The organism is Serratia nematodiphila DZ0503SBS1, assembly GCF_000738675.1.
Taxonomy (GTDB): Bacteria; Pseudomonadota; Gammaproteobacteria; order Enterobacterales; family Enterobacteriaceae; genus Serratia; species Serratia nematodiphila.
In genome coordinates this window covers 1,508,468-1,520,457 of the sequence record NZ_JPUX01000001.1, presented here as the reverse complement: position 1 = coordinate 1,520,457, position 11,990 = coordinate 1,508,468, and the positions used below count along the sequence as shown (strand labels likewise).

Genomic DNA, 11,990 nt, shown 5'->3' with positions numbered 1-11,990 from the left:
CTATGCGTTATTATCTTTCGCCACTTCGAAGTGCACGGACAGCAAATAGGCCTCTTCGATGGGCAATGTGCCAAACTGATCCACCACGCGCTCCGCCATTTGCATGGACTCGGCGGAAATTTCGTCGAACAATGATTTATCCACCTCCGGCAACGGCTCACCGGTTATTGAGCGCAGCACCATGGCGCGAATATGCGATTCCAGCATCTGTTGCTGCACCGCATTGGTATAAATATTCTCAGCATTCAGCATCGCGGTAATATCCGCCAGCACCCGAGCGGTGATCTCACCGGCTTCGCTGATATCGGATTGTTCAATTTCTTTTATCGAAGCAGATCCATCATTCACTTTTCAGTACCCCTAGATCCCACATTAATCAGTAAGCCGTAAAGCGCATCACCTGAATAACCCGCTTTCTGTGATGTCTTTACCCTACCCCCGGCAAGATTTTCTGTGGAGACCGGTTTTTTCCAGTTCGAAGTGGAAATCGAATGACGCGCGGAGATCCATTTCGCAAAACGGCGCTACGGCGAAAAAGTGAATGAGATAACAAATACATAACCCGGCTAACGGTTTTTTTTGTCTCGATTGACGATAAAAGCCTTCGTGATCGGGATCTCTTTCTTTTCTCGCCCCAACCGCCTACTATCAATGGGACAAATCGACATTACCCACACCCCCGCTCCTCTGGCGCGGGGGTGTTGCTTTGTGTTGTTTTTCCGAATTTATGGGCGCACAGACTGGCGCCCTTTGATTTGACTGGAGAGTGGAATGACCAAACCCATCATTACTATTAATGAGCTGGATGCGGAACGCCTGGATGCGCTATTGGAACAACCGGCCTTTGCCAACACCGACGTCGCCGCCGCGCTGAACGACGAGTTGGATCGCGCGGAAATCCTGCCGCCGGAGAAAATGCCGGCCAACGTGGTGACCATGAACAGCCGCGTGCGTTTTCGCGATCTGCACACCGATGAAGAGCATGTGCGCACGCTGGTCTACCCAGCCTCGCTGAAAGACAGCCACGATCAGCTGTCGGTGATGGCGCCGCTGGGCGCAGCGCTGCTCGGCATGCACGTCGGCAAGCAGATCTCCTGGCAATTGCCGAACGGTGAAGAAGCGCGGATTGAAGTGCTGGAATTGCTGTACCAGCCGGAAGCGGCGGGCGAATACCACCGTTAAGCGGTTTTCAGGGCGGCATCCGGCCGCCCTTTCTGTCTCAGAGGCAGATGGCGATCAGCACGGCGATCAGCAGCAGCACGTAGATTTTGGCATGCAGCGCGTCGCTCACCTTCGGCAAACAGCGCCTGGCAAACACGATCCCCGCAACCCCCGCTACCACCAGCAGCCCCAGAATGTTCAGATTGACGTAACCCAGATACTGCGGCCCGCTCATCTCGCGCCACCCCAACACGATATACATCAGCGCCCCGATCACCGCCACCGGGATCGACAGCGGGTTGGCGGCGCTGACGCAATATTTCATGTCGTAACCATGGCGACGCAGCAGCGGCACGGTCATCACGCTGCCACCCACCCCCAGCAGCGTGGCGATGCCGCCGATCAACGGCCCGCCGCCCCACAACGTGGCGGGAGACAGTTCGGCGCGCGCCGGTTTGATCAGGAAGCCCCGGCGGAACAGACAGTCGGCGATGGTCACCGCCATATAGACCACAAACAGCCAGCGGATCACGCCGTCCGCCAGCAGCGAGGAGGCGAACGCGCCCAGCGCCGCGCCGATGCCGATGAAAAAGATCAGCGGTACGATGGTTTCTCGCAGCAGGTTGCCGCTGCGCCAGTTGGTCAGGGTGGCATAACTCGCGTTGAGGATCATCACCGCTGTCGAGGTCGCTACAGCAATATGCATCGCCTGGCCGGGCTGCTCGCCCGAGGCGGAGATCAGGTGATAGACAAAAGGCACCACCACAAAGCCGCCGCCGAAGCCGAACAGAATGGTGGTGATGCCGGTCAGAAAACCGGCACCCAGAACGATTAACATTTCAATCATGGCCGTGCGCCCGCACGAAGTCATCGAACCCGGCGCAGAACTGCCCCGCCAGCGGGTGGAAACGATCGCCGACGAACAGCCCCAGATACTGCTCGCGCACGGCGTCGTGATCCACCAGCTCAATGCCCGCCTGTTCCGCCCGCGCCAGCGTCTGTGCGTCCGGGAAGCCCCAATAGCGCGAATCACCCTGCTTTTCCGCCGCTATCGCTTCGCGCCGTTCCGCCCGCATCAGCTGGCGCGCCAGGAAGGTGCCGCTTTGCACGCCCAGCAACATCATGTTTTCCAGGAACGACAGATCGTGACGCAGCTCGGCGGGCAGACGGGCGAGCACCGGGCCGGCGTCCCAGTGCTCATCCATTTCATGCAGCGTCACCGCACAGCCCTTGTCACCGTTCATCATTGCGCGGAATAGCGTCATCACCCCGCGATAACGCGGCAAGTCGCCGGGGTGCAGGTTCCACAGCAGCTTGCCGCGTCGGCTGAAGGCGCGCACATAGTCGGCGGAGAATTTCTGATAGCAGCGCAGGGAGATCACCGCGTCCATATGCTCCAGGCTGCTGATAAACGTGGCGTCATTGATGTCGAGAACGCGATGCGCTTTGACCCCGGCGGCGGCCAGGAACAGGGCCGGCGGTTGATAGGCACCCTCACAGGCGGCGGCGTTGCGGCCAACGAACGGGAGCACAAAATCGTTCAGCACCTCGCGCTCGTACAGCCCCAGGCGGCGAACCGCCGGCTCCTGGGTGCGGCCGCCGCTTTTCGCCAGGGGGAAATACACCGTAAAAGCACACTCGCCTTTCAGGGCGGCGATCAGATCCTGACACACCAGCCAGGAGAAAATGTCGTTGCCGACAAAGAGCGCTACGTTTTTCATACTTCAGCCTTCTTTGCATTGAAAATAGGGTTGTTGAACACGATTTTGCTGATATCCCGCGTGATGGATTCCATCGCCGAGGTATAAAAAAGATCGCCCTTGGCGGGCGCGCCGAGCGAGTAAAGATGCTGCTCACGGCCGCGTCGGTCGGCGATTTTCAGCGTATGCGGGTTACACTTCACGCCGCCGAACAGGTTCTCTTGCACCAGCCCGTCTTGCAGCAGCTGCCGGCTCAGGCGGTTGGGCGGCAGTTGATAGGAAGGCGTGGTGCAGTTGAACAGATACTGCGCGTGCACCCGCGTCTCATGGCAACGAAGGATAAACCCGTCCGTTGCCTTGCTGATATCCACCAGGCCGCCGCAGGCGCGCAGGCGTTGGCTCTCCAGCGCCGCCACGATCTTGTAGGCATTCTTGATCGGCATGGCGTGCCGATTGCGCATCCAGGAGGAGTTGTAAAAGCGCATGAAGACCTGCCGGTTGTTGGCATCCATCTTGACCCAGGCGGCGCACACCGCCGGGTGGATCGCCGCCAGATAGCTGCAGATATGCTCCCGGGCAAAACGCGCGCGATCGAGGCTGTCCGCCAGATCGCGGTAGCAATCGCGCCTTTCCCCCAGCGCCGAGAGCACCGTCAGCCGCTCCGGCCCCGGATAGTGGCGCGCCAGCGCGGCGTTGATCGCATGCACCAGCTGATGCGCGTCAATAAAATCGCGGCCGGCGACAAAGCGCCGCAGCGCCTCAACAAACGCCTCCGGCGGCGGACGCATCAGCGCCGGCTGCACGCTGGGGAACAGGCCCGAGCGCGACAGGGCGCAGATGTCGGTCGCTCCCAGCCGCTCCATCAGTTCAACGATGGCGTCAATCGCCGTCAGGCTGCAGCCGATCACGCCGATGCTCGAATAAGGGTTGATCGGCGGCAGATCCTGATGAGCCTGATAAGCGATCACCCCATCCACTGGGTAAAGGCATTCCGGCGGGTTGTGCCCCGAACACAGCACCAGCGCGTTCATCTGCTCAGCGCCGCCGCAGGCGGTGGTCAGCCGGTAGCCGGCCTCGTGCGGCGCGATGGCATTCACTTCGGCGGTCACGAAATTCAGCGCTACGTTACTGTCCGCCGCCATATATATCGTCATGTCGCGAATAAAATCGAGATATTCCCGATACAGCCAGCGCGGCGGATAACGATCCTGGCAAAACTGCGGGAAATGCATGGCGATCCAATCAACGAAGTGCGCATCGTCGAAAATATCCGCCGACATATTTTCCGGCGTCATATTTAATATATGGCTGTCAAAATCGCTGCTGTATGCCATACCGCCTTTAAATCCCTGCTTGTCGAAAACCGTCAGGGAAAGCGGCCTTTTGCAATGATTAACCGACTTATTTTTTATAAAGTTATACGCAAAAGAGATGCCGGCGGCCCCGCCGCCAATCACACCGAACTTATACATGAAATATCACCTTATAGTCATTGAACTGCGCTAAGAACTATTGCTTCAGGTGTTGGAATAAAATGACGCTTTATTCCTTATTAACTTCTTGTATTGCGAGAACGAGAACCTTCGTCCCACCCTGGTGTGAAAACTTGCACGGGTTTCATGGCCGATAAAATAACGGCGCCCCGAACAAGCGTTATTTTTCTGCCCCGATAGTAGGGCGACCGTCGCTGGCTTGCTTTATATGAAAGGCCAACTATCATTGCGTTTCGGCCAATTTGCCCGCCAAAGGGAACACATGCGCAACGTCCGCATTGATGACATCGACCACGTAACCCGCGCGGTGATCGCCATCGGCACCGATTATCCGCCGGGGCACCTGCTGCCAATGCACAGCCACCGGCGCGCGCAGTTGCTGTACGGCGCTACCGGCGTCATGCACGTTTTCACGCAGCAAGGCAATTGGGTCGTTCCGCCGCAGCACGCGGTGTGGCTGCCGCCGCAGATGCCGCACGCGGTGCGGATGGTCGGCGTCACCACCCGCAGTCTGTACCTCGAACCCGGCGCGTTGCCCGCCGAACGCCCGCAGGTATGTCAGGTGGTCAGCGTCACGCCGCTGATGCGCCAGCTGTTGATGGCGGCGGTGGATATGCCACTGGAGTATGAACAACAGGGCCGCGACGGAGCGCTGGCGGCGCTGCTGCTGCACGAGCTGGCCCGGCTGCAACCTTTGCCGTTGCACATCCCGCTGCCCGCCGATCCTCGGCTGGTTGAGCTGTGCCGCGCCTTTTTGCAACACCCCGACGCCCACGACTCCGCGCAGCGGTGGGCGCCCCGTCTGTACATGAGCATTCGCACCTTCAGCCGCTTCTTTCGCGCGCAGACCGGCCTGCCTTTTTCGCAATGGCGCCAGCGCGCCTGCGTGGTGCTGGCGTTGGCGCTGCTGGCCGAAGGGCGCAGCGTGACGCAGGTGGCGATGGAGATGGGATATGACAGCAGCGCGGCGTTTTCAACCATGTTCCGCCGCGTGCTGGGGCAGGCGCCCTCCTCCTATCTGACGGAAGACGGGCGCGACGGTTGACGGATTAGCGGAATTTCTTGTGGTTGGCGTCGCGGGTTTGTTTGAAGCCTTGCGCCAGCTGCTTCGCTTCAGCGACTTTGCCCTGATTGGCCAGCGCCAGCGCCTGATCGATCTGGCCGATCAGGGTATCCAACCCGCTGCGGAAATCTTTCATCTCCGGGCTGTCGGCGGCTTTGTCTTCCAGCTTCGGCGGGGTGCCCTGTTTGGCATCCTGCGCGGCGGCGCGCATGTTCTGCAGGCTCTGTTTGAGGGTAGCGGCGGAGTCGGTATTCAGCACCGTTTTGTAGTTTTCCGCCAGGGTGTCCATATCGTCGCCAAGATCGGCGGCGACCGCCAGCGAACTGGCTGCCAGCAGCGTCAACGCCGCCAGCGCTTTCAGGGTATTCTGCATGTTTGCTCACCTTCCAGTTATTGTTTTAATTAACCCACCGTTACCATAGGCAAGGCCGGGAAAAATCGAAACCGGAGATTTGTAAGCAAGGTTGAGACGGGATAACGCGCGACCGGCGGGCGCCGGCCGCGCAGCGGATCACTGGCCGGCGATCTTCATTTCCGGCAGCAGCACCGAACCGCACTGGATATTGCTGCGGGTTTCGATATCGCTGCCGACGCTGACGATGTTGCGCAGCATGTCTTTCAGGTTGCCGGCGATGGTGATCTCGCTGACTGGGTACTGGATCTCGCCATTTTCCACCCAAAAACCGGCGGCGCCGCGAGAATAATCGCCGGTGACGCCGCTGACGCCCTGGCCCATCAATTCGGTGACCACCAGGCCGGTGCCAAGCTGTTTCAGCATGCCGGCGAAGTCTGCGCCCTGCCCGGCAATGCGCCAGTTATGGATGCCGCCTGCATGGCCGGTGCTGTGCAGGCCCAGCTTGCGCGCCGAGTAGCTGGTCATCAGCCAGGTTTGCAGCACGCCATCCTTGACGATATCGCGCCGCTGGGTGCGCACGCCCTCGCTGTCGAACGGCGTCGACGCCAGCCCTTTCAGCAGGTGCGGATGCTCCTCGACGGTCAGCCACGCCGGCAGGATCTGCTTGCCGAGCGAGTCCAACAGGAAAGTAGATTTGCGATAAACGCTGCTGCCGCTGATGGCGCCTACCAGATGGCCGAACAATCCGGTGGCCACCTCGGAGGCGAACAGTACCGGCGCCTTCATGGTCGACAATTTGCGCGGCGCGAGGCGCGCCAGCGTGCGGCGGGCGCACTCCTGCCCCACCCACTCCGGGCTGTGCAGATCGCCCATCGCCCGGCCGATGGTGTAAGCGTAATCCCGCTCCATGTCGCCGTCCTGTTCTGCGATGACGCAGCTGGACAGCGAGTGACGGCTGGAACAGTAGCTTTGCAGCATGCCGTGGCTGTTGCCGAACACCTTGATGCCGTAGTGGCTGTTGAAGCTGCCGCCTTCGGTGTTGGTAATGCGTTTGTCCGCCGCCAGCGAAGCCTGCTCGGCGCGCGCCGCCAGCTCGATGCCGCGCTCGGCGTCCAGCTCGGTCGGGTGGAACAGATCGAGATCCGGCGCCTCGAACGCCAGCAGATCTTTCTCCGCCGGGCCGGCGCAGGGATCCTCAGAGGTATAGCGCGCGATGTCCAGCGCCGCCTGTACGGTGCGGGCGATGGCGTCCGGGCTGAGATCGGTGGAAGAGGCGCTGCCTTTGCGCTGGCGGTGATACACGGTAATGCCCAGCGCGCCATCGCTGTTGAACTCGACGTTTTCCACTTCGCCGAAGCGGGTGCTGACGCTGATGCCGGTCGATTTGGTGACCGCGACTTCCGCCGCGTCGGAACCGGCGCGGGCCAGCTCCAGCGCCTGAGAAACGGCCTGTTCCAGCGCCTTGCGCTGTTCTGCAACTTGAGTGACTACTTTCATCAATCTGCCATAATTAATCAGAAAATCGTTGAGAAAAGTGCCGGAGCGGCGTAGTTGTGCACGCGGAGCGGCGCGCAAAAATCCTGAGATCTCTGCCGTTGAGTCTAACAGGAACCGCGTTGAATTTCGCATAAAGCCGGCAACCTGTTAGGATTAGCCTCTTTTTAACGGAGCCTACCATGAACAAACAGCCTGAAGACTGGCTCGACGATGTCCCGGAGAATGAAAACGAGGACGATGACGAGATTATCTGGGTCAGTAAAAGTGAAATTAAACGTGATGCCGAAGCGCTGAAAGACCTGGGGGCCGAAATGGTCGATCTGGGCAAAAACGCGCTGGATCGCATTCCGTTGGACGAAGATTTGCGCGCCGCCATCGAGCTGGCGCAGAAGATCAAAAAAGAGGGCCGTCGCCGTCAGCTGCAGCTGATCGGCAAGATGCTGCGCGCCCGCGATATCGAGCCGATCCAGACCGCGCTCGACAAGCTGAAAAACCGCCACAACCAGCAGGTTTCGCTGTTCCACAAGCTGGAAGCGCTGCGCGACCGTCTGGTCGAAGAAGGCGATGACGTCATTCCGTCGATCCTGGATCTGTATCCGGCCGCCGATCGCCAACAGCTGCGTTCACTGGTGCGCAACGCGCAGAAAGAGAAGGCCGCCAACAAGCCGCCTAAGGCTTACCGCCAGATCTTCCAATACCTGCGCGAGCTGGCCGAAGCGGCCGACTAAGCGCCGCCGCCATCCCGGGATGAACCCGTTTCATCCCCGGTGATGTGCCGGTTCGCCGCTGCTTTCGCGGATATTGAAGCGCAGGCTGCCTTCCAGCTCTTCTTCCGCCTCTTCAAACAGCAGAATGATCGCGCCGAAACGACGCTTGCTGCGGGCATTCAGGTGAGTGAACTCGATTTCCACCGGCAGACCGATATCGCCGGTCACTACGTCCCACAGCGCGTCGAGGTTGGCGCCGAATCCCTCGTCCAGCGCAAACTTGTGCGCAAAATCGCGGTAGAAGGTCGGCACATCCTGGATCTGTTCAAAATCAAACTCTACTTTTGCCATCAAACTCACTCCACACGAATGAAGTTTTTGTAATGGTCGCGCGTGACGAAGATCAGACCGTCGCTCGAATACAGCAGGCGATCGGCGCCGCGCCGGCCACACTGGTAATTGATGTCCGCTTCGCGCCAAACCCGGCCGCCGGCGCTCGGCAGTTGCCCTTCACGGTTAGAGAATCGATCGCCGCCAATCGCCTTGCCCGGCAATACCGCACAGAGGTTGCCTGAACGCGGGTCCCAGCCCTGCTCGCGCGCCTGCTTCTTGGTGACGTAATAGCCCGGAAGCCGCTGATGCTGCTGCAGGTAGCTCACCACCGTTTGCTGCTGCGTGAGCCGATCGATGCTCTGCTGTTGCCCCGCCGGCGCTTGCACCACCGCCGCATTGCCGCCGATCGCACGGTGCTCGTTGCCGCGCAGCGCGCTGAAGACGGCGATGACCACGGCGATGACAATCGCCAACAGAATCCGCTTGTTCATGACATTCCCTGAAATTATGCCGCCGAAGGCGCCGCAGCTCCCCCAGGCTAGTTAGGTATATAGCCGACCTGGATGAAACTAAGATGACCGGCACGTCACGTTTTCGCGGCGGTAAGCGTTTCATCCACTCATGACAATGATGCCACTTTCCAGTCGTTCTGGCACTCGGAGTCTCTCTGAAAACAGGCCGCCTCACATGAGACGGCTCGCCATGCCAGGCGCTGCTTTCAGTATAGTCAGGGAAGGCGCCGCACAACGCGGCGCAACAGGAGGGAACGCATCAATCGATCAAGGCGTGACGATAGCGATGCAGCATGTCGGCCAGGCGTTTCACCGGCCCGGTGACGCTGAGCGGCGCCTGATTGTCAACCAGCTTCTGCTGGTACTCGTTCATTTCACCCAGCAAGCGATCGTAGTAATAGGCGCGCTTGACGTCGTTCTTGGCGGAGACCACCCGATCGGCGGTGCTGCGGATCTGGCGGTGGAAGGCCGACAGCTCTTCGCTGACCGGAATCTCCGCCCGCTGCATGCGCTGGTGGGCAATGATCAGGTTCAGCGCCAGACGATACTTGGCGATGTCGTTCGGGAACATCATCAGCAGTTGGTTAAGCTGCTGATACAGCGCCGGCAGGTGGTTTTGCCGACGACGCGCCGCCTTGGTGGTCAGCGCCGACACCGCGCTGCTGACGAACTGGTTGAGCAACGTGCGGCCGGTGCGTTCACGCGAATTGTCGCGGATCAGCAGCAGCACCATCAGCCCAACGCAGCTGCCGAGGAACTGGCCCAGCGCCCCGTCGAGAAACTGGGTGACGTTGAACTCCATCGGGTTGCTCAGCACCAGAATGTTGATGGTCCCGGCCAGCAGCCCCAGCGAACCGAGCCGCCGCTTCTGCACCTCGATGCCGATGAAAAACGCCAGCAGGCCGAGGCTGAGACACAGCAGCAAAATGCTCTGCTGCGTTGCCGGCAGGATCACCATGAAGAACAGAGAGCCGACCGGGATCGCCGCCAGCATGCCCAGCACGAAATCCATCGCCACCATGCGCGGCGCCGGGGTGCGCATCGCCAGCGAGGTGATGACCGCGATGATCACCATAAAACCGCTGCCGGACGTCCAGCCGGTCCACAGCCACAGCAGGCTGCCGAAGGCCGTTGCCACAAAGGTGCGCAGGCCGTTGATCATCGCGTGATGCCCTTCCGCCGAAGTCGGCTTGACCACGGTTTCGTTGCTCAACACCCCCTCTTCCACCGCGCTGATGCTGCAGTTGGCGTGCACGCCTTTCGACAGCAGCAGGTAGCGCGTCGCCGCGCCGACCCAGCCGGTGAGGGTCGGCAGCGTTTCCTCGGAACGATGCGTGGTCAGCACCTGGCGCAGCAGCTTCATGCGCTTGTGGATCTCCTGCGGGGTTTCCGCCGGGACCATCAGCTGCTCACGCAGGCTGTCTTTCAGCGCGTCCGGGTGATTCAACAAGATCAGATAGGTTTCGCAGGCCTGGGTGATCAGCGTCAGCGACAGCGTATGCAGCGCTTTTACCCGGCGGTTGACCTTCTGCCAGCGCGAGGACTCCATCATCAGGTTGTTGCGCATGCCGTCCAGCGCCGTGGTGCTCTTCACCAGATTGCTCCAGGCGCGGTCGATATCCTCTTTGTCGGCATTGCTGATGCACATCTGCATCAGGCGGTATTGCGCCACCAGCAGTTGATCCACCGCCCGATCGATGTCCTGTTTGATCGAACGCGGCGAGAACAGCAGATCCGCCAACACGGCGCTGACGATCCCCAGCACGATCTCGCTGCAACGCTCGATGGCGAACTGCGGCGCTTCCAGCAGATGAGACTCGCTGGTGGCGACCGTCACGATGATGATCAGCGCGGTATACCCGGCTAGCCCCCAGGCATAGGAGTTCTCCACCTTGATAAGCGAAGAGATCCAGGTGCAGAAACCGGCCCAGATGCAGCACAGCAACAGCATCACCACCGGCGCACGGGCGGTGGTGATGATAATGATCAGGCCGACGAAGCAACCGATAAAGGTGCCGATAATGCGCAGCCAGCCACGGTGGCGGATGGCGCCGGAGAAGGGTTCGCCGCCGGCGGCAAAGGCCGGGCCGGCGGCGACGATGGCGGCGGTCATCGCCGACCAGCGCGGGGTTTCCAGATTGAGATGGAAGCCGACGAACAGCGCAAACACAATCGCGAAGCTGAGTTTGAAGGCGAATCTCAGCCGGATAAAGGTTGGGCTGCTCATTAGCCGAACTCACGCAGCCGGTGCATCAGGCGCACAAAAGGCGAGCCGCTGTCGGCATTGCGATCGTTCTTGCCGACGATCACCACGGTGGCGGTGGTGCCGGCCGGGTACGGATGCTGTTGATCCTTGGCGTCCAGCAGGATCTTCACCGGCACGCGCTGCGCCAGGCGCACCCACTCCAGGTTGCTGTCGATCGAGGCCAACCCTTTGTTGTTCACCGTGCTGCTGCTGTTGTTCACCGCCGCCGCCACGCTGTCGACGGTGCCGTGCATGATGCGGTTGCTGCCGAGCGGGGTGATCTCCGCGCGGTCGCCCTTATTCAGGCCATTCAGCTTGGTTTCTTCCAGGTACGCCAGGATGTAGAAGGAATCTTTCTTCACCAGCGCCACCGCCACCGAGCCGCGGGTGATGTATTCGCCGGCATGGACGTTGAGGTTGGTGATCCAGCCATCGGCCGGCGCCCGCACCGTGGTGCGTTCCAGATCCAGCTGCGCCAGCTCGCGCGCCGCAATGGCCTTCGCCAGCTGGTGCTGCACGGTCTGCAGTGAGTTGTTCGACTGGTCAATCTCTTCCTGCGACATCGCCTGCACGCCCAGCTTCACGCGGCGGCCGGCCTCGCGCCGTTTTTCCGCCGCCAGCGTCTGATAGTAGGCGACGTCGGCGCCGGCTTCCGCCAGCGCCTGCTCATAACGCGGCCGATCGACCACGAACAGCACCTGACCTTTCTTCACCAGTTGGTTATCCACCACCGGCACGTCGGTCAGCAGGCCGCTGACGTCCGGGGCGATCGCCACCACATCGGCGGTAAACTTGGCATCACGCGTCCACGGCGACTCGGTGTAGAACACCCAGGCCTTGAATATCGCGGCGATGCCCAACAGCACAAGAATCAAAGTGATCGCGATTCGGGTTATTTTTATCGAAAAATTTTTCACAGCGACC

General features: G+C 60.5%; 13 protein-coding genes. 3 read left to right on the top strand and 10 right to left on the bottom strand.

Annotated elements, in window-relative coordinates; genetic code table 11:
* Complete coding sequence (locus tag JL05_RS06945; RefSeq protein ID WP_089192640.1) at nt 1–327, bottom strand: glycine dehydrogenase; 327 nt, start codon at nt 325–327, stop codon at nt 1–3.
* 444 nt (nt 328–771) lie between these two features.
* Here JL05_RS06945 and rnk point away from each other — a divergent pair, with 444 nt between their 5' ends.
* On the top strand, nt 772–1,182 hold the full coding sequence (rnk, locus tag JL05_RS06940) for a nucleoside diphosphate kinase regulator (protein ID WP_004936993.1): 411 nt from the start codon (nt 772–774) through the stop codon (nt 1,180–1,182).
* 37 nt (nt 1,183–1,219) lie between these two features.
* Here the strand turns inward: rnk and JL05_RS06935 are convergent, their stop codons facing one another.
* The 3 genes from JL05_RS06935 to JL05_RS06925 are packed head-to-tail and all read right to left on the bottom strand — an operon-like array spanning nt 1,220 to nt 4,333.
* Nucleotides 1,220–2,008, bottom strand: a complete 789-nt coding sequence (locus JL05_RS06935; protein ID WP_033632008.1) for a sulfite exporter TauE/SafE family protein — start codon at nt 2,006–2,008, stop codon at nt 1,220–1,222.
* Nucleotides 2,001–2,882: a formyltransferase family protein gene (locus JL05_RS06930; RefSeq protein ID WP_033632007.1), complete on the bottom strand. Its 882-nt coding sequence runs from the start codon at nt 2,880–2,882 to the stop codon at nt 2,001–2,003. Before JL05_RS06930 ends, JL05_RS06935 begins: the two co-directional genes overlap by 8 nt.
* Nucleotides 2,879–4,333 (bottom strand): FAD/NAD(P)-binding protein, encoded by a 1,455-nt coding sequence (locus JL05_RS06925; RefSeq protein ID WP_033632006.1) that lies wholly within the window; start codon nt 4,331–4,333, stop codon nt 2,879–2,881. The genes JL05_RS06930 and JL05_RS06925 overlap by 4 nt, the downstream gene beginning before the upstream one ends.
* Before the next feature lie 283 nt (nt 4,334–4,616).
* Here JL05_RS06925 and JL05_RS06920 point away from each other — a divergent pair, with 283 nt between their 5' ends.
* The gene (locus JL05_RS06920) at nt 4,617–5,399 is read left to right on the top strand and encodes an AraC family transcriptional regulator (protein WP_033632005.1); all 783 of its coding nucleotides are present in this window, start codon (nt 4,617–4,619) and stop codon (nt 5,397–5,399) included.
* Nucleotides 5,400–5,403: 4 nt separating this feature from the next.
* Here the strand turns inward: JL05_RS06920 and cybC are convergent, their stop codons facing one another.
* Both cybC and pmbA read right to left on the bottom strand, forming a co-directional pair.
* On the bottom strand, nt 5,404–5,790 hold the full coding sequence (cybC, locus tag JL05_RS06915; protein ID WP_015379185.1) for a cytochrome b562: 387 nt from the start codon (nt 5,788–5,790) through the stop codon (nt 5,404–5,406).
* Between the two features lie 138 nt (nt 5,791–5,928).
* Nucleotides 5,929–7,269, bottom strand: coding sequence for a metalloprotease PmbA (gene pmbA / locus JL05_RS06910; protein ID WP_004936970.1), 1,341 nt, complete (start codon nt 7,267–7,269; stop codon nt 5,929–5,931).
* Nucleotides 7,270–7,448: 179 nt separating this feature from the next.
* Between pmbA and yjgA the strand changes: the two genes are divergently transcribed.
* Complete coding sequence (gene yjgA / locus JL05_RS06905) at nt 7,449–7,997, top strand: ribosome biogenesis factor YjgA (protein ID WP_004936968.1); 549 nt, start codon at nt 7,449–7,451, stop codon at nt 7,995–7,997.
* Nucleotides 7,998–8,027: 30 nt separating this feature from the next.
* Here the strand turns inward: yjgA and JL05_RS06900 are convergent, their stop codons facing one another.
* The 4 genes from JL05_RS06900 to aaeA form a co-directional block, all read right to left on the bottom strand.
* Nucleotides 8,028–8,327, bottom strand: a complete 300-nt coding sequence (locus JL05_RS06900) for a barstar family protein (RefSeq protein WP_004936963.1) — start codon at nt 8,325–8,327, stop codon at nt 8,028–8,030.
* Nucleotides 8,328–8,332: 5 nt separating this feature from the next.
* Nucleotides 8,333–8,800, bottom strand: coding sequence for a ribonuclease (locus JL05_RS06895; RefSeq protein WP_033632004.1), 468 nt, complete (start codon nt 8,798–8,800; stop codon nt 8,333–8,335).
* Between the two features lie 280 nt (nt 8,801–9,080).
* On the bottom strand, nt 9,081–11,048 hold the full coding sequence (gene aaeB / locus JL05_RS06890; protein WP_033632003.1) for a p-hydroxybenzoic acid efflux pump subunit AaeB: 1,968 nt from the start codon (nt 11,046–11,048) through the stop codon (nt 9,081–9,083).
* On the bottom strand, nt 11,048–11,983 hold the full coding sequence (gene aaeA / locus JL05_RS06885; RefSeq protein ID WP_004936954.1) for a p-hydroxybenzoic acid efflux pump subunit AaeA: 936 nt from the start codon (nt 11,981–11,983) through the stop codon (nt 11,048–11,050). The genes aaeB and aaeA overlap by 1 nt, the downstream gene beginning before the upstream one ends.
* Nucleotides 11,984–11,990: the final 7 nt, after the last annotated feature.